Raw genomic sequence first — 18,682 nt, 5'->3', positions numbered from 1 at the left:
TCATCCGCTAAGCAAAAAAGGCAACGGCTTCCTCTGTTTGAGGAAAACCGCTGCCTTTTTATCATTTTACCGCCTGCTTTAATCGTTCCAGATCTTCTGCATCCGGGTGAGAAAGGGCGTTGTCAAAATTCTCGATCAGCGCATCCAGATTGGGCAGATGGATCGGCTGCTTTTTCATGCCCTCATACCGCTGGCGTACCGAAAGCGGCATCTTGCCCTGACACATATAACGGCCGAAGACTGTGTTGCTCCTGTCCAGCGAACCCTCCACCTTTTTCAGGATCTTGTTGAAATACTCCTCACTGCCGCCAAAGCCGGCGGTGCCAAAAAGGAAGATATTTTTGCCGTGCAGCTGCTTCAAAAAGTCCAAAGTGCTTTCGTCGGCGTTTCCCTTGTCTGTCCAGAAGCCCACATAGAGGGCATCCGCTTCCATGGCAGCAGGGTCCGGGGTGCCAAAATAGCAGCAGTTTTCCTGTGGCAGACAGGCGTGCAGCGTGTCTGCCAATAATTTTGTGTTGCCTGTTTTACTGCTGAATACGATCGCGTAGCTCATAATCTCTCCTTTGGTCGGTAACAACAAAAAACACCACACGTTTCCGTGCGGTGCTTTTCCTTCTGGTGGAGAATACCGGGATCGAACCGGTGACCTCTTGCATGCCATGCAAGCGCTCTCCCAGCTGAGCTAATCCCCCAGACGTTCGTGCCGTGCCTGACGACAGGAGTAATTATACCAGCGCTTTGCCGGATTGTCAACAGCTTTTTGGGATTTTCTGCAAAAAAATTCCCGCCGGGGAAATACCCTTCCCGGCGGGAAAAATGACTGCGAAAAAACTTACGCTCTTGCGTTCTGCGGGTCGAAGATCTGCGGTGCGACACGGATCAGGATCACCACAAGGACCGTGGTCAGAATGGCTTCGGGCAGCATGTAGGTGGCGTTGTACACGGCGCTGTACAGCCAGCACAGACCGTCCACGCTCATGTTGGAGATGCCGGGAAAGCCGATCTCGGTCATCCAGCTGAAAGCGTAGTCGTAGTCCTTCCAGACGATGTAACCGGACAGAAAGCTGCACAAAAAGCGCAGCAGGCACACCACAAAGGCGCTGACACCGACACCCACGGTGCGGCGGCGGAACGGCTTTGCGATCAGGCAGGCAAAGCCCAGCACCGTGAAGGCCAGAAGGTAGTCCAGCAGCACGCAGCCCACCTGTGCCGTGAGGGTCTGGCAGTATGCCAGATTGCCAAGGCCCTGCACAAGCTGGATCAGGCTGTTGACGAACGCAGTCATGATGCCCCACTTTGCGCCGTGGCGGTAGCTCATTACCAGAATGGGCACCATGCTGAACAGGGTGATGGAACCGCCGTGGGGCATGAGCGGGATCTGGATCATGCTCAAAACGGTGGACAGGGCGATCATCAGTGCGCCCTCCACCAGAATGCGGGTCTTGGAATAGGTTTTGGTCATAGGGATTCCTCTTCTCAGAACGATAGTACACAAAAACAAAATGCGCCCGCTTTCCAGCAGGCGCACGGGGTTTGTGAAAGAACGGACAGTTCTGCAAACTCCCACGCCGGCATTGTCCGGTCTGGTAAAAGGGTACTCCGCAAAACGCGGATCTCAGCCTTTCGGCGCCCCTGTTTTTATGTCCAAGCAAAAGTATAGCGCATCCGGCGCAAAAGTCAAGCCCCGGCGGAACATATCTGCCCCGGCCTGTGCATAGGCTGTACTATAAGTTCACAATGGGAGGAGTCTGGATATGAAGGGAGACCCCGAACAGAGGGCGGTACAGCTGGGCGAATATATCGCGGCCAACCGGGCCACAGTGCGTGCGGCGGCAGCGGTGTTCGGGTGCAGCAAGTCCACCGTGCACAAGGATGTTGCGGTGCGGCTGCGGACGCTGCAGCCGGAGCTGTTCCGGCAGGTGCGTGCGGTTCTGGCCTGCAATAAGGCAGAGCGGCATCTGCGCGGCGGTGCGGCCACCCGGCGCAAATACAGCCGCAGATAAAAGACGGCACACTTCCGAACAAAACGGAAGCTGTGCCGCCTTTTTTAAGGTTCAGTCCCGGGTGCGGAACTGGCTCAGTGCGCCTTTTTCCAACCGGCTGACCTGTGCCTGACTGATGCCGATCTCCTGCGCCACCTCCATCTGGGTCTTGCCCTGCAGGTAGCGCAGCTCCATGATCCGCTTTTCCCGCGGGGTCAGCCCGGCCACGGTCTGCCGGAACTGCAGCCCGCTGATCCAGCTGTCCTCGCCGTCCGGGTCCCGCACCTGATCGATCACATACATCGCATCGCCGCCATCGGTGTACACCGGCTCTTCCAGACTGATCGGCTCCATCACCGATTCCAGCGCAGCGGCCACTTCGCGCCGGGCAAGGCCCGCCGCCTGCGCGATCTCGTCCATGGTCGGCTCGCGGCCCAGCTGCTTTTCCAGCGCTTCGCGGCTCTGCATGGCCCGGTAGGCGGTATCCCGCAGGCTGCGGCTCACCCGCAGGGCATTGTTGTCCCGCAGAAAGCGCCGGATCTCCCCAATGATCATGGGCACGCCGTAGGTGGAGAAGCGCACCGGCTGGGCGGGGTCAAAATGATCGATGGCCTTGATAAGCCCGATGCACCCCACCTGAAACAGGTCGTCCAGATTTTCGCCGCGCTGGGCGAACCGCTGCACCACGCTGAGCACCAGCCGCAGGTTGCCTTCCACCATTTGTTCCCGGGCTGTCGCATCACCGGCGTGGGCGCGGGCCAGCAGTTCCCGCTTTTCGGCTTCGGTCAGCACAGGCAGCTTTGCAGTGTTCATGCCGCACAGCTCCACTTTGTTGTACATCCAAACGCCCCCGGTCTGTTTTTGTTCTCACCGGGAGTATGGCCCTGCGTGCAAAGCACTATGCACGGGAAAAACTGGGAGCCGTTATTCGTTTTCCAATTGTACTTTTAAGGTATGGATGATCCGTTTTTCCAGCCGGGAAATGTAGCTTTGGCTGATGCCCAGTGCGTCGGCGGCCTCCTTCTGGGTGCGCTCAATGCCGTCCGCCAGACCAAAGCGCAGCTCCATGATCTGACGTTCCCGCGGGGACAGGCTGTCCACGGCCCGGCGAAGAACGGCGCGCTCCGCATCCTGTTCCAGCCGCTGGCTGATCTGGTTCTCATCACTGCCCAGAATATCAGAAAGCAGCAGCTCGTTGCCGTCGCCATCCACGTTCAGCGGTTCGTCGATGCTGGCTTCCTGACGGCGGTTGGAGCTTTTGCGTAAGTACATCAGAATTTCATTGCCGATGCAGCGGCTGGCGTAAGTGGCCAGCTTGATGCTGCGCTCCGGCGTGAAGGTGTTCACCGCCTTGATCAGCCCGATGGTGCCAATGCTGATCATGTCCTCGGCAGGCACACCGCTGCTTTCGTACTTTTTGGCAAGATACACCACCAGCCGCAGGTTGTGGGTGATCAGGTCGTCCCGGGCGCAGGCGTCCCCCTCTGCCATGCGGGCCAGCAGGGCCTTTTCCTGTTCCGGGGTCAGGGGCGGGGGCAGGCTGGGCGCGCCCGCCAGAAAATGTGCGCCGCCGCAATAGCCCAGCCGTGCAAGGAGCCAACGCCAGAACCGGTGCAGAACATGAAACATGAATACCCCTCCTGTACATCTATAAGTATCGATCGCATCAAGTGCTTCTCAGCGGATGCCCAGCTGTACGGCCAATTCGCTGCCCAGCAGAGCTGTCCATGGCTGCTGTGTTTCCGGGCGGCAGAATGCGGCCAGAATGCCCGCTGCACTGCCTTTGCTGGTGCGCAGGGCCTTGGCCGGAACGGCAGGCAGCACGCAGTGCCCGGCAATGGTGGTGCAGGGCACCAGCCGCACCCGCAACTCCGGCGGCGGTGCTGTGCCGCAGGCAAAATAACTGTCCAGAAATGTGCGCAGCTCCGGCGGCAGGGCACTGCGCACGGCAGGATAACAGACCAGAACCACTGCCTGCCCGGTCAGCGGGTCCTGCACGGAGAAGCCGGTGTCACAGAAAGCCTGTACGGAGAGGACTGAGCCTTCCAGCTCCAGCACAGCGGCAAAGCAGCGGGTGCCTGCACGGCCAAAGCAGAACAGTACGCCGCGCAGCACAGCAAACACTGCACCGCAGCACAGCAGCAGCCGGCCCGGAGACAGCGGCAGATAGACGCAGAGATTTGCGCTTTGCACCCCGGGCAGCAGTACGGCTCCGCACAGCAGCAGGTTCAGCAGCAGATACCACGCACACAGCTGCACAAAATTGCGCAGGCCCGGCACGCCGTAAGCCGCAGCTACAGCAGCACAGCAGGTGAATACCTTATAAAGGAAAGCTGCAGGCCCGGGCAGCTCCGGCAGCAGAATGCCCAGCGAAGCTGCTGACGCTGCCGCACTGCCCGCCATCAGCCGCAGGCCGCTGCACTGCCGCGCGCACAAAAGCCCTGCGCCCAAAAGCAGTGCTGCTGCGGCCAGAAAGTTCGTCAGCAGCAGTTCGTCCAGATAGATCACGGTTTTCATACACGGTCCCTTTCAAATTCCAGTATCTTCCAGTTTTGCAAAAAAACATGTCGCTGTGTGCAAAAAAGCGGCTTCTGTAAGAATTTTGAGACCGGATTTTCACAGTCTATCACATTTTTCACATTTTTTTCAAAAAAGTACTTGAACATTTCTGGAAAGTGTGGTATATTATTGCCATCCTAGTAAGGGACGTAAGCCAAACAAATGGCTTGCAAATATCTTTCTAAATTTGAAGGGAGAAATTCATTATGATGATGCCTGCAAACTTCTCTGCTGTTGCAGAAAACGAAATGACCTATGTTGTCGGCGGTAGCCTGGTTGATGTCCTGGCTCCTGCTATGACCACTGCCAACTGGCAGAACGTCTCTACCAACGTGATCAAGATCGTTGGCAACGCTTTCATCGCTAACAATGCTAGCAAGGCTTTCAACACCCTGTTTGATGGCTACTATGTTCCCGGCGACATTGTTGGCGGCCTGGTCGGCTCTGTAGCATCTGCTTACAAGAAGGGCGCTTCCGCTCTGGCTGGTGAGTGGGCTATGGGCCTGGGCGTTCTGAACGCTGGCATGAGCATCCTGGGCGGCCTGTCCGCTATCTACACCCTGGGCAGCAGCCCCATCGGCCTGGAGACCAAGGGCCAGGGCCTGACCTTCAACAAGTACAAGGCAGACGGCTCTCTCGACGCCTAATTTATCTGAATAAGATAGATAGTTTGATTTGACATAGCGTTTGCTGTGTCAGATAAAAAGAGCTAGAGACCCCGCACAAGACGAGCGATCGTTTTGCGCGGGGTCTTTGTTTGCGCAAAAACTGAGCAGGCTGTGGGAAAACGGCGCAGGGATGGAGCAGGATCGGACAATCTCAAAAAATCTCCATTGGCAGACAAACTGGCGAAAAATTTTTCAAAAAATAGTTGACAACTCCCGGATGTGCTGATATAATAAACCACGTCGTCAGGCACGGCACGAACATCTGGGGGATTAGCTCAGCTGGGAGAGCGCTTGCATGGCATGCAAGAGGTCAGCGGTTCGATCCCGCTATTCTCCACCAAAAAAGCACTGTACTTCGTAGGAAGTATGGTGCTTTTCTTTTTATACAGACGCAGAAAAAGGCGGGAGCTTCCCACAAAAGGGAAAGTCACCGCCTTTGATAATCATCGGATGAGCCAGCCGTAATCCTGTCTGCAATCTACCACATGATCCGCATAAACCGTATGATCTACAATCTGGAAGATAAGCATATAGCGTTTTTCAAACAAGATGAATCGGTAAGCATTTTTAGGAATGTATTCACCTTTGAGCCATGGGCAGCGCTGCGGCATCTGCTCCAAAGACTTTGCAGCCTTTTCAAATTCGACTGTAAGCCGCTCTGCTGCCGCAGGGCTGACATGTGCCAGAAATGCGGCGTGGGACACCAGCATCTGAGCAGCCCGTGCTGACACGATCACGTGGTATTTATTTTGCTGTGCCATGCCCTGTGGCCTCCTTGACCGCACTGCGCATCATGGAAGTGACCTCGTCGATCGAATAGCCCTCGCTTCCACGCATCCGGTCCTCTTCCACGGAAAGCAGCTCTTCACGGAGCTTCAGCATTTTTTCACGGCGGTTGTAGGTTTCGATGTCCATGACGACCAAGTCACCCTCGCCGTTCTTGGTGAGAAAAATCGGCTCGGCGGTTTCTCTGCACAAATCGGCGATTTCGTTGTAGTTCTGACGAATCGCTGCAGATGGACGGATATTCATAAAAGCACCTCCTGCTCCTGAACGATCTATAATAGTAAAATTCTAATTATATTATATCCATATTGTGCAACGAAGTCAATGCGAACAGCTGTCACTTCGTTCTCCAGTTCCACCACTTTGCCAGTATTACGATCATAGCAGCCACGAAAACACACAAAAATTTCTGCCCACTGCCGCAGCCTGCGCGAAACGGGCTGTTTTGTGCGCGAATGGCAGACCACGGAAGGCGGAACTTGTGCTATAATAGAATAAAAAATAGGGAAGCAGAAGGAACGGGGGGTGCAGCGATGAACCTGCGGACGGCGATCGTGGAAGACCGCAAGCCGGATGCCGAACGGTTGGAACAGCTGCTGAAAAAGGCATTTGAAAATGAGAACATATCCTGCAGCTGTTTTGCCAGCGGAGATGAATTTTTGCGGGCCGGCTGGCGCGAAGGGTATCAGGTAGTGTTTCTGGACATCTGCATGGAGGGCACCAATGGCATTGAGACGGCGCGGCGGCTGCGTGCGGCCGACCCGGACCTGCTGATCGTGTTTGTGACATCCTCGCCGGAGTACGTGTGGGATGCCTTTCCGGTACATCCATTCGATTATCTGCTCAAGCCTTATAAGGAAGAAAAGTTTGAGCAGCTGGCAGGGGAGCTGCGGCGGGTGCTGTGCCGCCAGCAGCCAGAGCTGGAGGTGCGCATTGCCCGGCAGATCGTGCGGCTGCCGCTGACCAAGATCTACTATGCTACGGCACAGAACCATTATGTGCGTGTGGTCACGGATGACGGCGAGTGCCGGGCCACGGCAAATTTTGCACAGGTGCAGGAACAGCTTCAGACCCAGCCGGAATTTCTGGTGTGCAACCGCGGCGTGATCATCAACATGTCCAAGGTGCTGCGGTTTGAGGGCGACTGCATTGAAATGCTGGATGGGACCCATCTGCCGGTGCGGCAGAAGGACAAAAACAGCCTGCTCGCCCAATTTACGCAGTACCAGTTCCGTGGGATGCAGCGGGAATTCTGATCTGGAAAGGAGAGCGCTTGTGAATTTTGCATTGTTTGGACGTTTTTTTCTGGAATTTGCAATGATGTATCCGGCAGAATATCTCTGCCTTGCCTCGCTGCAGGAGCACTTGCGTGCACCGCGTAAAACCTATGCCATCGGTGCGTCGGCGATCACACTGATGGGTCTGGCTGGCGCAGCGGTGTGCTGCATGCTGGACATAGAAACGAACTTCCTGCTCATCCCGCTGCTCATCATCAGCTTCTGGCTGCTGCGCTGGCGCACCGACCGGGAAGTATCGATCAGCCAGACCATGTTTCTGTTCTCGGTGTCGGCAGTGATGATGTCTGTGTGCACCCTGCTTGCCGTTGTGCTGAACGCGGAAGCTGAGCTGGACAATGCACAGCCGGTGTTTCTGCCCAGCACCTCGGTCATCTGCCTGACCCTCGCGGTGATACTCAGCACCATCTTCCGCTTTACGGCAGTGCGCTGGAGCCGGTGGCTGCTGCAGGAGTACCACGGAGAAGCCTTCTGGGAGTCGGCATGGCCGCTGCCGGCACTGTACGCGGCGTTTCTGGTGTTCTGTATGCCGAAGGAGATCGGCATCATCCTGATGAACCGCATCCGCATCATCGCGGTGCTGGCAGTGAGCATCTCGCTGCTGGGCATCTTTCTGCTGCTGTACGAGATGTACCGCGTGGCAAAGGAGTATGCCCGCAGCTCCCAGCTGGACCGCGAAAACCAGCTGCTGGCCGTGGAGTCCCGCCGCTATATGGAGCTGCGCAGCTATCTGGAACAGACCCGCCACCTGCGGCACGATTTCCGCCAGCACCTGCATGTGATCTCCGGCCTGACCGAGGCCGGGCAGCTGGATGAACTGAAAAGCTACCTGAGCCAGTACGAGAGCGAACTCAGCGATGCCAGACCCACCCTGTGCGCCAACGCTGCGGTGGATGCGCTTGCCGGCCACTACGACTACGAGGCTCGGAGACAGGGCATCCAGATCGAATGGAAGCTGGAACTGCCCAAGCTCCTGCCCCTGCCGGAGGCCGACCTGTGCACCATTCTTGGCAACCTGCTGGAAAATGCGCTCCATGCCAGCCAGAAGCTGCCGCCGGAAGAACGGCAGATCAAGGTGCTGGCCCGGATGCTCAGCCCGGCCATGATGGGCCTGATGGTGGAGAACCGCTACGATGGCGTGCTGAAAAAGCAGGGCGGCGTTCTGCGCTCCACCAAGCATGACGGACAGGGCATCGGCCTTGTTTCCGTCGAAACTGCCGTGCACAGGTATCACGGCAATCTGACGGTGGAAACGGGCGGCAACGTTTTCCGGGCCAATGTGCTGCTGAACCTGTAAAATATTCCTGCCCCAAGGCACCGGCTTTTTTGCACAAGCCGGTGCCTTTTGGTTGCACTTTTCCCGGGAGATCATTATACTTATTTATAAAAGAAAAGACAGGAGGGGAGCATATGGCAGCAGAAAGCAAAACCGGCTGTTTCTTAAACTTTCCTAAGAAATCTTTTGTAGAAACTAAAACGTTCTGCTGGTATACTAAAATCGAATGACAGTACAAGGGGGAAGTGTGAATATGGCAGAACAGACGATCCTGATCGTGGAGGACGACCCGGATATCCGGGACGGTGTGCGCATCCTGCTGGCAGGCGAGGGCTACCACATTCTGGAGGCAGAGAACGGCCTGCGGGCATTGGAGCTGTTCGACCCGGAGGTGGATCTGGTCATTCTGGATATCATGATGCCGGGCATGAGCGGTCTGCGCGTGTGCGAAGAGCTGCGCAAGACCTCGGCGGTGCCCATTTTGTTCCTTACCGCAAAATCGCAGGAGTCGGACAAGCTGCTGGGCCTGACGGCGGGAGGCGACGACTATCTGGCAAAGCCGTTCTCCTTTGCGGAGCTGAGCGCGCGGGTCAAGGCGCTGCTGCGCCGGTACTGCGTGTATCAGGGCAAGGATCAGGTGCATCACAAGCCGCACAACACCACGCTGGAGCTGCACGGTGTGCGCCTTGCACTGGACTGCAACCGTGTGTGGGTGGACGAGCGGGAAGTGGATCTGACCGAGACGGAATACAAAATTCTGCGGCTGCTCATGCAGAACCCGCAGCGCATCTTTTCCATTCAGGTCATTTATGAGACGGTGTGGAACGAGCCGTACTACTATGTTTCCAACGGCACAGTGATGGTGCATATCCGCAACCTGCGTATGAAGGTGGAGGACGACCCGCAGAAGCCCACCCGCATCTGCACTGTGTGGGGCAAGGGCTACCGCTTTGTTTCCGGAGAGGAAGGCGGTCTATGAAAAAGCAGAACGGCCTTGCAAAGCAGTTTATGGGCATGATCGCACTGGCGGCGCTGGAAAGCGTGCTGCTGCTGACAGTATCGCAGGTGGTGCTTGCCAAGGGACTGCGCTTCTGGTTCAGCCGCACGGAGGTGCAGCAGCATGCCACCCAGAAACAGGTGCAGGAGCTGCAGAGCTATGTGACGGAACATCATCTTGCCAGCACGGATGTAAAGGAACTGACGGATTGGAGCCATAAGCGGCGTTATACCCTGCTGGAACTCTACCGGGGCCAGACGATGATCTACTCTTCGTTTGCACCCAAAGACGGGATGATCTCGTTTTTGCCGCAGAACGGCACATCGGATCAGAACCCGGGGGTCCTGGTGGATAAGACCGGCGTTTACGATTGGCTGCCCTGCTACACGCTCACCTTTGCAGACGGTGAGGTGAGCGCGATGCTCTACTACAACGGCTTCAATACCTATTACGGCACCGGGTGCGAAATTTTGCTTTCCCTGTGCATTTTATGGTGGTTTCCGGGCTTTTTCCTTCTGAACAGCCGTAAGATCGTGCGGTACGTGGTGCAGCTCAGTGAGGAGATCCAGGCCATGGAGGGCGGCGACCTCGACCACCCCATTACCATCCGCGGCAGCGATGAGATCACCACGCTGGCCTCCTGTCTGGACTCCATGCGGGTGACTTTGCGCCAGCAGCAGGAAGAGGAAGCACAGGCCGCTGCCAAGGTAAAGAATCTCATCACCGAGATGTCGCACGATCTGCGCACGCCGCTGACCACTCTGCTGCTGTATACAGAGATCTTGCAGTATCATAAGTACGAGACACCGGAACAGGCCGACAATTACCTGAACAAGATCGACGCGAAGGCCCGGCAGATCAAGCAGCTTTCGGATAACCTGTTTGAATATGCCCTTGTCACGCGGGATACGGTGGCCGTGCTGGACCCGCCGGCACATTTTTCCACTGTGTTTGAAGAGCCACTCACGGAAATGGTGGAAACGCTGCAGCAGCGCGGGTTTGCCTGCGCACTGGAACTGGGCGAGGAGGACGTGCTGCTCTCGGTCAGCGGGCAGTACGTGCGCCGCATTCTGGATAACATCACCTCGAATCTGGTCAAGTATGCCGACCCCTGCAGTGATATCCTTGTGCGCTTTGTGCAGGAAGAAGACAGGGCGGGCCTGTGCTTTGAGAACCGCGTCCTGCCGGTGCCCGCCTCCTCGGAGAGCACCAAGGTGGGACTGCCCAGCATTGAAACAATGATGGAAAAGATGCAGGGCATCTGTCGTATTGAACAGCCTGAAGGCATTTTCCGCATGACACTGCTGTTCCAGACCGTCAAAGAATGAAAAAGCAGAGAAGGCTTCCCGCTGAGGGAGGCTTTCTCTGCTTTTTCACACATTGTTGACTTCTCTTAAGTCATCTTAAGACTTTTTTGCCCAAAATCCTAAGAATCATCCTGTATACTTCCAGATATTGGCGGAGAAGATCCCGCCGCATGCAATACAGGAGGGGCGATACGATGCTGCGAAAGAAAAACAGCGAACCGGCACAGCAGCCGGATGCCCAGCAGGAACTGCTGGACTTTGAGGACCCGGCGGTGCAGCCGGGCAAAAAAGACCCGAAACAGTTTTTGAAGCGCAACTGGAAAAAGATCACTGCGGTGGTCTGCGTGGCGGCGGTGGCCGCTGCGGTGCTGCTGCCCAAAAACAGCAAAAAGGCTGTGCAGGCCAGCACCCAGTACATGGAGACCGCACTGGAACGGCGGGACATCACCAACACCTTCAGCGGTTCCGGAACCATTTCCGCAGCTAACACCTATACGGTCAAGTCGCTGGTGAAGGGCACTGTGCTCACCGCAGATTTTGAGGTGGGCGATACCATCAAGAAAGGTACCGTGCTGTACACCATCGACAGTTCAGACGTTGCCACCAGTGTGGAAAAGGCCCAGCTTGCGCTGGAGCAGGCACAGCGCAGCTACGACGATACAGCCGATGCCCAGTACATCCGCAGCGTCATTGGCGGCACAGTGGCTTCCATCAAAGTCAAGGCCGGTGACTACGTGACCGCCGGGCAGGAGATCGCCACCGTGCGGGACGATTCCAGCCTGCTGCTCACGCTGGAATTCCCGGCAGCGGATGCTTCGGGGTTTGCCGTGGGTCAGGCTGCGGAGGTCATACTCAACGGTACCTTTGAGACCCTTTCCGGCACGGTGCAGGCCGTGGCCGGCACCGATACCATCAGCAGCGGCAATCTGCTGGTGCGCACCGTGACCATTGCCGTGAAGAATAATGGCAGCCTGACCACCGCACAGGCCGCATCCGCCACCATCAACGGTGTCAGCGCGCTGGCTTCGGCCCGGTTCGATTATCAGCACCAGCAGACCGTCACAGCCACCACCAGCGGCACGGTGGCTGCTGTGTGCGTCAAGGAAGGCACTGCCATTGAGGCCAACACGGCCATCGTGCAGCTTTCCGGCACCGAGCTGAGCAGGCAGGTACAGTCCGCTGCCGATAGCCTGCTCAACGCGCAGCTTTCCATGAGCGATACCCAAAAGCAGATGGAAAACTACACCATTACCTCGCCCATCAGCGGCACCGTGATCCAGAAGAATGTCAAGGCTGGTGACACTGTGGGCACCGATACTACAGCCAGCGAGACGCTGTGCACCATCTACGACCTGAGCTATCTGGAAATGACGCTGAATGTGGACGAACTGGAAATCCTCTCCATCAAGGAGGGTCAGACCGTCACCATTACGGCAGATGCCATCCCGGACCGCACCTTTACCGGCGTGGTCACCAGTGTTTCCGCTGCAGGAACCACCACCGGCGGCACCACGACCTACCCGGTGACCATCCGCATCGATGACACCGGCGACCTGCTGCCCGGCATGAACGCCACGGCCGAGATCGAGGTGAGCAGTGCGTCCAACGCCCTTGCCGTTCCCAACGGTTCCGTGGTGCGCGGCAATTATGTGCTGGTCACCAAGGATTCGCCCAGTGCTGCCAATGCCGTGCAGGATATGACCGCACCGGACGGCTATGTGTACGTCAAGATCACCACCGGCACCAGCGATGATGATTACATTGAGGTGGCCAGCGGCCTGCAGGAGGGCGACACCATCGCCTACGATGCCGACGCGGCTGAAAAGCAGAACGCCAGCGACAGTATGGAATTCATGGTGGGCCCGGGCGGCACCATCGCCTACGATGCCGACGCTGCTGAAAAACAGAACGCCAGCGGCAGCGGCGGGCACGGCGGAGGGAACGGAGGCCCCGGCGGCGGAGGCCCGGGAGGTGGCTTCTGATGAGTGCCCTTATTGAATTTGATCATGTGTGCAAGTATTACCAGATGGGCGATACCCTTGTAAAGGCTGCAGATCACATTTCGATGCAGATCAACAAGGGCGAGTTCGTGGCCATCGTGGGCCAGTCCGGTTCCGGCAAGTCTACCTGCATGAACATCATCGGCTGTCTGGATGTGCCTACGGCGGGTACCTATAAACTCAATGGCCGTGACGTGGGCAGGATGAGCCGCGACGAACTGGCCGAGATCCGCAACGAGCTGCTGGGCTTCATCTTTCAGCAGTACAACCTGCTGCCCAAGCTCAGCCTGATCGAAAACGTGGGGGTCCCGCTGGTGTATGCCGGAGTGCCGCGCGGAGAGCGCCGCCGCCGTGCCGCCGCCGCACTGGAGCGGGTGGGCCTTGGCGATAAGCTCCGGAATAAGCCCAACCAGCTTTCCGGCGGTCAGCAGCAGCGTGTTTCCATCGCGCGGGCACTGGCAGGCCGTCCGGCTGTCATTCTGGCCGACGAGCCTACCGGCGCACTGGACAGCCACACCGGCCGTGAAGTGCTGGGCATGCTGCAGGACCTGCACCGGCAGGGCAACACCGTGGTGCTTATCACCCACGACAACTCCATTGCCGTGCAGGCCCAGCGCATCATCCGGCTGGAGGACGGCCATGTGGTGTACGACGGCGATGCCCACGCACCCGAAGCCGTGGTGCAGCCCAATTATGTACCCAAGGCAGAACAGGAGGAGAGTGCATCATGATCTATGAGACCTTCCGTGAAGCCATCCAGAACATCTGGAGCAATAAGTTCCGCACCTTCCTCACCATGCTGGGCATTATCATCGGCGTGACGGCGGTCATCGTTATCGTGGGCCTTGGCAACGGCATGACCCAGAGCATCCAGTCCAGCTTTTCAGATCTCGGCACCAACATCATCAGCGTGCAGGTCATGGGTTACGGTTCCCGCTCTGTGAAAGTGGAGGATGTTTACAGCCTCGTGGATGCCCACCCGGATCTGTTCGAGGCGGTGTCGCCTACGGCCAGCATCAACGGAACCGTGAAGGTGGGTACCACCAGCTACAGCAACACCAGCGTCAAGGGCGTGAGCGAGAGCTATCTTGGAATGAGCGGCTGCACCGTCCGCGTCGGGCGCGGCATCAACTACGTGGATCTGACTGACAACAAGAAGATCTGCGTAGTGGGCGATTACATCAGCCGTGTGGCCTATGGCGGCAATGCCGTGGGCCAGACCATCAAAATCGGAGCGGAGAAGTATACCATTGTGGGCGTACTGGAAGCCAAGGTGACAGACACCTCGAATCAGGAGGGCAGCAGCGATGATATCGTTCTGCTGCCCTACACCACGGCGCTGCGTGTTTCACAAACCGGCACCGCCAGCTCCTACGCCGTCACTGTGACCAGTGAGGACAACATTTCCGAAGCGAAGACCGCACTGGAAAACGGCCTGCAGGAGCTGCTCAGCTCCGATAAGGGCTACATGGTCACCAGCATGAGCGAAATGCTGGATATGATGACCTCCATGGTGAACATGGTCGTCACTATCCTCACAGCTATTGCGGCCATCTCGCTGCTGGTGGGCGGCATCGGCATCATGAACATCATGATGGTGTCCGTCACCGAGCGCACCCGCGAGATCGGCATTCGCAAGGCGCTGGGTGCCAAGGAACGGGTCATTCTGGGCCTGTTCGTCACCGAAGCTGCCACCACCTCGGCGCTGGGCGGCATACTGGGCATCGGTCTTGGCTATCTGCTCTCGGCACTGGCAAACAAGATCCTGCCGCTGGTCATGTCCGATATGGAAATGACCGTGGCACCGTCTCTCAGCTCGGTGGCCGTGGCCTTTGGCATCTCGGTGGGCATCGGCGTGCTGTTCGGCTACCTGCCCGCAAAGCGCGCGGCACGGCTCAACCCCATCGAAGCGCTGCGTTACGATTAAGGAGGCAACTATGAAAAAACGATTCCTCGCACTGCTGCTGTCGGTGTGCATCGGCGTGTCCATGCTGGTGCTGCCCGCATCGGCAGCTGGCGCCAACACGGCGGTGCAGACGGCGGTAACGCTGGGCGCTTTCTCCACCGAGGAAGCTGCCGGGCTGAGCACGCCGCTCACCCGTGGGCAGCTGGCAAAGCTGCTGGTGGCCTTTTCCGCCTACCACGATAACGCCAATACGCAGGGCAGCATCGGCACTCTGTATACTGATGTGAACGGCAGCAGCGCTTATGCGCCCTATATCCGCATTGCAGTGCAGCAGGGCTGGATGAGCGGCTATACCGATGGCTCCTTCCGCCCGAATCAAACCGTGACGCTGGAAGAAGCCTGCACCGCCGCTCTGACCCTGCTGGGCTATGATGTGACGACCCTGACCGGCGGCTTCCCCGCAGCACAGCTGAACAAGGCAAACGCCATCGGACTGCGTGCAAATCTGAGCCGCACCCAGGGTCAGGCCATGACCATGGAAGACGGAGCCATCCTGCTGTACAACGCCCTCACCGCAAACACGGCCAGCGGCAGTGTGTACGGTACCACCCTTGGCTTTACGGTGACGAATGGTCAGGTGGATGTTTCGTCCATCCTGCTCAGCAATCTGGAAGGCCCCTTTGTGGCATCGGAAGGCGAAAGCCTGCCCTTTGAGCCGGAGGCCGTTTACTGCAACGACAGCGTGAGCACCAACGCCCAGCTGTCCGCTTATGATGTGTACTATTATAATGCCAGTGCAAAGACCGTGTGGGTCTACACCCGCAAGGCGGCAGGCCGCATCACGGCGGTGTCGCCCAGCGCCAGCGCACCCACATCTGTTACCGTGGCTGGCACCAGCTACACCATTGCAAGCTCCTCGGCAGCAGCCCAGCTGTCCAGCCTGAACGGCGGCGGCGTGGGTCAGGTAGTCACCCTGCTGCTGGGCATGAACAACGAAGCCGTTGCCGTGCTGACCGGTGATGCCGCAGACGAAGTGTTCTACGGCGTAGTGCAGACGGCCACCCGCAGCCTTGTGGAAGAAAACGGCGCGGACGTGCAGCAGAAGGTGGAAGTGAAGTGCACCGACGGCATCACCCGCACAGTGAGCGTGGCCAAGGACCTGAACTACCCGGCCGGCTGGATGGTGAAAATCACCGTGAACGCCGACGGCGAGCAGGTGGATGCCATTGGTAAAAAGGGCACTTCCGGTACGATCAATGCAGACGGTACCGCTCTGGGCGAAACAGCCCTTGCGGACGGCGTGGAAATTCTGGATACGACTTCGGAGGGTGTGGCTGGGACGGTAAGTCCCAGCCGCCTATCGGGGGTAACACTTTCGGATGCTGATGTGCGCTACTATACCACCAATGAGAACGGTCAGATCGATCGCCTGATCCTGAACGATGTCACGGGTGATCTGTGGACTTACGGCGTGCTGGACGACGTGAAAAACCTCATCAACAATGTCACCTCTTCCAGTAGCACCACATCCACCGGAACGACGACCGGTACCACCACAAGCACCTCTTCCAGCACCGATGCAGCTTCCATCGCAGGCGATGTGGCCGAGATCGTGCTGCCCAGCACCGGCGACCTTTTGTGGGGCCTTGTGGACGGAAGCATCGGCAGCAGTGTGTGGGAAAGCGTGACCGGCAGCACCGACAAGCTGGCAAGCTATCTGCTCAAGTTGGGCGCAGCTAACACCAGCGGCGGTCTGAGCACTGTGCTCAACTATCTGGGAAGCGGTGCAGATTACGTGTGCTACGTGAACGGCAAGCAGACGACCTACAAGACCAGCACCAAGTACCCGGTGCTGGCGGGCGGCATTGCTGTGGGCATCAGCACTTCCGGCAAGGTCAAGTCCATGCGGCAGCTGATGCCTGCCGTGATCGACAAGGTGGGCGCGGCCTCGGTGATGAGCGGCGGCAAGAAGTACGAGACTGCCGACGATATGCAGGTGTATCTGTGGTATAAGGGTACCTACTATCCCACCACCCTTTCGCAGGTGAACGGCGAGGACTACACCCTCATTGGCTGGTTTGATAATGACGGCCGCGCAGCAGGCAGCAAGATCCGCGTGCTGATCGCGGTCAGGAAAAACTGAATCCGGCCCGGCCCTCCCCCGACGGGAGGGCTTTTTGCTGTCCGCACGACGCATACGGTCAAGTTGAAAAATGAATAAAATTTGTACATGGAATGATACGTTTTTAGGCTGAATGAGCAAAGAATCGAAAGAAGCCCCATAATCATATTGACATAATGGGTAATGGGGTGTAAACTACGTGCATCGGGTCGAGCAAATCTGAAAATTGAGATCATTCAGGGAGGAAACGGCTATGATGTGTTGTTGCGCAATGTGTTGTTGTACCGCAAACGCTTCCCGGACCGGCCGCCCTGCAGTATGGTATGCCGTGTGAGCATATCTGCATATTCTGTGTGGGAACACGCAGAAGGATCTGTCGCTGATCGCCTGGGAGCTTACTTGAAGAGGGAGCTTCCGGGCGTTTTGTTTTGACCCGCAAATCAGGATACAAGGGAGGAATCCGGCAATGGACTGGAATGCGATCCAGCAATATTTGCCGCTCTACCAGAAAGCCGCTGTACTTACCGTGCGGCTGGGCGTTGCAGGCATCATTTTTGCCATCATCATTGGCCTTGCCTGCGCAGTGATCCAGTATGACAAGGTGCCCGTTCTGCGGCAGATCGTGGGTGTCTACATCCAGCTGTCCCGCAACACACCGCTGCTGGTGCAGCTGTTCTTCATTTATTATGGCCTGCCCAAGGTGGGCATCCGCACCAATGCCGAGATCTGCGGCATTGCCGGTCTGGCGTTTCTGGGCGGCAGCTACATGGCCGAAGCGTTCCGCAGCGGTCTGGAAGCCATTGAGCCGATTCAGACGGAAAGCGCCTACAGCCTTGGCATGGATCGCTGGCAGACCATGCGCTACATCATTCTGCCGCAGGCCATGTCCACCAGTATGCCGGCTTTCATGGCAAATGTGATCTTCCTGCTCAAGGAGACCAGCGTGTTCAGCGCCATCAGCCTGATGGACCTGATGTTCACGGCCAAGGATCTCATCGGCATGTATTCCAAGACCATCGAATGTCTGTTCCTGCTGGTGGTGTTCTACCTTATCATTCTGCTGCCGGTGTCCATTGTGGGCAGCCTGATCGAAAGGAGGCTGCGCTATGCTGGATTTGGGTCTTGATGTCCTGTTCAAGGGCAAAAACATGGCCCGCCTGCTGGGCGGCCTTGGCGTTGCACTCAAGATCAGTGCCGTCTCGGTGATCATCAGCCTGCCGCTGGGCATCCTGCTGGGCGTGCTCATGACCTCCCGCAACCCCGTTATCAAGGCGGTTCTGCGGCTTTATCTGGAGTTCGTCCGCATCATGCCGCAGATGGTGCTGCTGTTCCTCGTTTACTTCGGCACCACCCGTGCCTTTGGGTGGAACCTTTCCGGCGAGACGGCATCCATCATCGTGTTTGTGCTGTGGGGCACCGCAGAAATGAGCGACCTTGTGCGCGGTGCGCTGATCGCCATTCCGAAGCACCAGTATGAGAGTGCCGAGGCCCTTGGCATGAGCCGTGCGCAGACTTATTGGTACATCATCATTCCGCAGACGGTGCGCCGCCTGATCCCGCTGTCCATCAACCTGATCACCCGCATGATCAAGACCACCAGCCTTGTGCTGATGATCGGTGTTGTGGAAGTGATCAAGGTAGCACAGCAGATCATCGAGGCCAACCGCACCGCCAGCCCCAACGCAGCGTTTGGCATTTATCTCACGGTTTTCGTGTTATATTTCTTCGTATGCTGGCCTATCAGTCTGCTGGCATCCTATCTTGAAAAGAAATGGAAGTGACCG

Annotated in this window: 19 protein-coding genes, 2 tRNA genes and 1 riboswitch; of the genes, 13 read left to right on the top strand and 8 right to left on the bottom strand. The window is 57.5% G+C overall.

The annotated features are described in order from the left end of the window. Nucleotides 1–61 precede the first annotated feature (61 nt). From bilS to DWV57_RS06570, 3 genes are all read right to left on the bottom strand, one after another. Complete coding sequence (bilS, locus tag DWV57_RS06580; protein WP_097777561.1) at nt 62–553, bottom strand: flavodoxin family protein BilS; 492 nt, start codon at nt 551–553, stop codon at nt 62–64. A gap of 63 nt (nt 554–616) precedes the next feature. Continuing rightward, nucleotides 617–692, bottom strand: a tRNA-Ala gene (locus DWV57_RS06575). A 140-nt stretch (nt 693–832) separates the two neighbouring features. Further along, nucleotides 833–1,462: an energy-coupled thiamine transporter ThiT gene (locus DWV57_RS06570; protein WP_118526127.1), complete on the bottom strand. Its 630-nt coding sequence runs from the start codon at nt 1,460–1,462 to the stop codon at nt 833–835. An 82-nt stretch (nt 1,463–1,544) separates the two neighbouring features. Further along, a riboswitch (TPP riboswitch) is annotated at nt 1,545–1,644 on the bottom strand. A gap of 110 nt (nt 1,645–1,754) precedes the next feature. On the opposite strand from DWV57_RS06570, the gene DWV57_RS06565 reads away from it, so the two are divergent. Continuing rightward, on the top strand, nt 1,755–2,003 hold the full coding sequence (locus DWV57_RS06565; RefSeq protein WP_005945675.1) for a sporulation transcriptional regulator SpoIIID: 249 nt from the start codon (nt 1,755–1,757) through the stop codon (nt 2,001–2,003). Nucleotides 2,004–2,054: 51 nt separating this feature from the next. Here the strand turns inward: DWV57_RS06565 and sigG are convergent, their stop codons facing one another. The 3 genes from sigG to DWV57_RS06550 form a co-directional block, all read right to left on the bottom strand. After that, complete coding sequence (gene sigG / locus DWV57_RS06560) at nt 2,055–2,822, bottom strand: RNA polymerase sporulation sigma factor SigG (protein ID WP_120020315.1); 768 nt, start codon at nt 2,820–2,822, stop codon at nt 2,055–2,057. Nucleotides 2,823–2,906: 84 nt separating this feature from the next. After that, a complete protein-coding gene (locus tag DWV57_RS06555; protein ID WP_120020314.1) occupies nt 2,907–3,611 on the bottom strand; it encodes a sigma-70 family RNA polymerase sigma factor in 705 nt (234 codons plus the stop codon). Nucleotides 3,612–3,659: 48 nt separating this feature from the next. Next, nucleotides 3,660–4,499 carry a sigma-E processing peptidase SpoIIGA gene (locus DWV57_RS06550; RefSeq protein WP_120020313.1) on the bottom strand — a complete coding sequence of 280 codons (840 nt, stop codon included), beginning with the start codon at nt 4,497–4,499 and terminating at the stop codon, nt 3,660–3,662. Nucleotides 4,500–4,747: 248 nt separating this feature from the next. Between DWV57_RS06550 and DWV57_RS06545 the strand changes: the two genes are divergently transcribed. Beyond that, complete coding sequence (locus DWV57_RS06545; RefSeq protein WP_120020312.1) at nt 4,748–5,188, top strand: hypothetical protein; 441 nt, start codon at nt 4,748–4,750, stop codon at nt 5,186–5,188. A gap of 285 nt (nt 5,189–5,473) precedes the next feature. Further along, nucleotides 5,474–5,549: transfer RNA gene (locus DWV57_RS06540), tRNA-Ala, on the top strand. Nucleotides 5,550–5,652: 103 nt separating this feature from the next. Here the strand turns inward: DWV57_RS06540 and DWV57_RS06535 are convergent. Both DWV57_RS06535 and DWV57_RS06530 read right to left on the bottom strand, forming a co-directional pair. Continuing rightward, a complete protein-coding gene (locus DWV57_RS06535) occupies nt 5,653–5,970 on the bottom strand; it encodes a type II toxin-antitoxin system RelE/ParE family toxin (RefSeq protein WP_097777566.1) in 318 nt (105 codons plus the stop codon). Continuing rightward, a complete protein-coding gene (locus DWV57_RS06530; protein ID WP_097777567.1) occupies nt 5,954–6,241 on the bottom strand; it encodes a type II toxin-antitoxin system Phd/YefM family antitoxin in 288 nt (95 codons plus the stop codon). The genes DWV57_RS06535 and DWV57_RS06530 overlap by 17 nt, the downstream gene beginning before the upstream one ends. A 287-nt stretch (nt 6,242–6,528) precedes the next feature. Between DWV57_RS06530 and DWV57_RS06525 the strand changes: the two genes are divergently transcribed. From DWV57_RS06525 to DWV57_RS06480, 10 genes are all read left to right on the top strand, one after another. Beyond that, entirely contained in the window at nt 6,529–7,251 is a 723-nt protein-coding gene (locus tag DWV57_RS06525) for a LytTR family DNA-binding domain-containing protein (protein ID WP_165853668.1), read from the top strand. A gap of 19 nt (nt 7,252–7,270) precedes the next feature. Further along, a complete protein-coding gene (locus DWV57_RS06520; protein ID WP_243089002.1) occupies nt 7,271–8,587 on the top strand; it encodes a GHKL domain-containing protein in 1,317 nt (438 codons plus the stop codon). A 232-nt stretch (nt 8,588–8,819) separates the two neighbouring features. After that, on the top strand, nt 8,820–9,545 hold the full coding sequence (locus DWV57_RS06515) for a response regulator transcription factor (protein ID WP_097777569.1): 726 nt from the start codon (nt 8,820–8,822) through the stop codon (nt 9,543–9,545). Further along, entirely contained in the window at nt 9,542–10,891 is a 1,350-nt protein-coding gene (locus tag DWV57_RS06510) for a histidine kinase dimerization/phospho-acceptor domain-containing protein (protein ID WP_120020311.1), read from the top strand. The genes DWV57_RS06515 and DWV57_RS06510 overlap by 4 nt, the downstream gene beginning before the upstream one ends. Before the next feature lie 173 nt (nt 10,892–11,064). Next, entirely contained in the window at nt 11,065–12,852 is a 1,788-nt protein-coding gene (locus tag DWV57_RS06505; protein WP_120020310.1) for an HlyD family efflux transporter periplasmic adaptor subunit, read from the top strand. Beyond that, nucleotides 12,852–13,601, top strand: a complete 750-nt coding sequence (locus DWV57_RS06500; RefSeq protein ID WP_120020309.1) for an ABC transporter ATP-binding protein — start codon at nt 12,852–12,854, stop codon at nt 13,599–13,601. The genes DWV57_RS06505 and DWV57_RS06500 overlap by 1 nt, the downstream gene beginning before the upstream one ends. Further along, nucleotides 13,598–14,797, top strand: a complete 1,200-nt coding sequence (locus tag DWV57_RS06495) for an ABC transporter permease (protein WP_120020308.1) — start codon at nt 13,598–13,600, stop codon at nt 14,795–14,797. Before DWV57_RS06500 ends, DWV57_RS06495 begins: the two co-directional genes overlap by 4 nt. 10 nt (nt 14,798–14,807) lie before the next feature. Then, on the top strand, nt 14,808–16,919 hold the full coding sequence (locus DWV57_RS06490; protein ID WP_120020307.1) for an S-layer homology domain-containing protein: 2,112 nt from the start codon (nt 14,808–14,810) through the stop codon (nt 16,917–16,919). A gap of 445 nt (nt 16,920–17,364) precedes the next feature. Next, nucleotides 17,365–18,024 carry an amino acid ABC transporter permease gene (locus DWV57_RS06485; protein WP_118526105.1) on the top strand — a complete coding sequence of 220 codons (660 nt, stop codon included), beginning with the start codon at nt 17,365–17,367 and terminating at the stop codon, nt 18,022–18,024. After that, nucleotides 18,005–18,679: an amino acid ABC transporter permease gene (locus DWV57_RS06480; RefSeq protein WP_005945729.1), complete on the top strand. Its 675-nt coding sequence runs from the start codon at nt 18,005–18,007 to the stop codon at nt 18,677–18,679. Before DWV57_RS06485 ends, DWV57_RS06480 begins: the two co-directional genes overlap by 20 nt. The last annotated feature ends 3 nt before the right edge of the window (nt 18,680–18,682 follow it).

Origin of the sequence: Faecalibacterium sp. AF10-46, assembly GCF_003604105.1 — a bacterium.
GTDB lineage: Bacteria > Bacillota > Clostridia > Oscillospirales > Ruminococcaceae > Faecalibacterium > Faecalibacterium taiwanense.
Note: the sequence above shows the minus strand (reverse complement) of the source record. Positions and strands in the feature narration are given on the sequence as shown.

What these genes read in the sequence shown, in the direction of transcription:
- DWV57_RS06525 (WP_165853668.1), top strand. Translation starts at nt 6,529, where the DNA reads ATGAACCTGCGGACGGCGATCGTGGAAGACCGCAAGCCGGATGCCGAA.
- DWV57_RS06490 (WP_120020307.1), top strand. Translation starts at nt 14,808, where the DNA reads ATGAAAAAACGATTCCTCGCACTGCTGCTGTCGGTGTGCATCGGCGTG.
- DWV57_RS06535 (WP_097777566.1), bottom strand. Translation starts at nt 5,970, where the DNA reads ATGGCACAGCAAAATAAATACCACGTGATCGTGTCAGCACGGGCTGCT.
- sigG (WP_120020315.1), bottom strand. Translation starts at nt 2,822, where the DNA reads ATGTACAACAAAGTGGAGCTGTGCGGCATGAACACTGCAAAGCTGCCT.
- bilS (WP_097777561.1), bottom strand. Translation starts at nt 553, where the DNA reads ATGAGCTACGCGATCGTATTCAGCAGTAAAACAGGCAACACAAAATTA.
- DWV57_RS06530 (WP_097777567.1), bottom strand. Translation starts at nt 6,241, where the DNA reads ATGAATATCCGTCCATCTGCAGCGATTCGTCAGAACTACAACGAAATC.
- DWV57_RS06485 (WP_118526105.1), top strand. Translation starts at nt 17,365, where the DNA reads ATGGACTGGAATGCGATCCAGCAATATTTGCCGCTCTACCAGAAAGCC.
- DWV57_RS06545 (WP_120020312.1), top strand. Translation starts at nt 4,748, where the DNA reads ATGATGATGCCTGCAAACTTCTCTGCTGTTGCAGAAAACGAAATGACC.
- DWV57_RS06565 (WP_005945675.1), top strand. Translation starts at nt 1,755, where the DNA reads ATGAAGGGAGACCCCGAACAGAGGGCGGTACAGCTGGGCGAATATATC.
- DWV57_RS06510 (WP_120020311.1), top strand. Translation starts at nt 9,542, where the DNA reads ATGAAAAAGCAGAACGGCCTTGCAAAGCAGTTTATGGGCATGATCGCA.
- DWV57_RS06550 (WP_120020313.1), bottom strand. Translation starts at nt 4,499, where the DNA reads ATGAAAACCGTGATCTATCTGGACGAACTGCTGCTGACGAACTTTCTG.
- DWV57_RS06505 (WP_120020310.1), top strand. Translation starts at nt 11,065, where the DNA reads ATGCTGCGAAAGAAAAACAGCGAACCGGCACAGCAGCCGGATGCCCAG.
- DWV57_RS06555 (WP_120020314.1), bottom strand. Translation starts at nt 3,611, where the DNA reads ATGTTTCATGTTCTGCACCGGTTCTGGCGTTGGCTCCTTGCACGGCTG.
- DWV57_RS06515 (WP_097777569.1), top strand. Translation starts at nt 8,820, where the DNA reads ATGGCAGAACAGACGATCCTGATCGTGGAGGACGACCCGGATATCCGG.
- DWV57_RS06495 (WP_120020308.1), top strand. Translation starts at nt 13,598, where the DNA reads ATGATCTATGAGACCTTCCGTGAAGCCATCCAGAACATCTGGAGCAAT.
- DWV57_RS06500 (WP_120020309.1), top strand. Translation starts at nt 12,852, where the DNA reads ATGAGTGCCCTTATTGAATTTGATCATGTGTGCAAGTATTACCAGATG.
- DWV57_RS06480 (WP_005945729.1), top strand. Translation starts at nt 18,005, where the DNA reads ATGCTGGATTTGGGTCTTGATGTCCTGTTCAAGGGCAAAAACATGGCC.
- DWV57_RS06570 (WP_118526127.1), bottom strand. Translation starts at nt 1,462, where the DNA reads ATGACCAAAACCTATTCCAAGACCCGCATTCTGGTGGAGGGCGCACTG.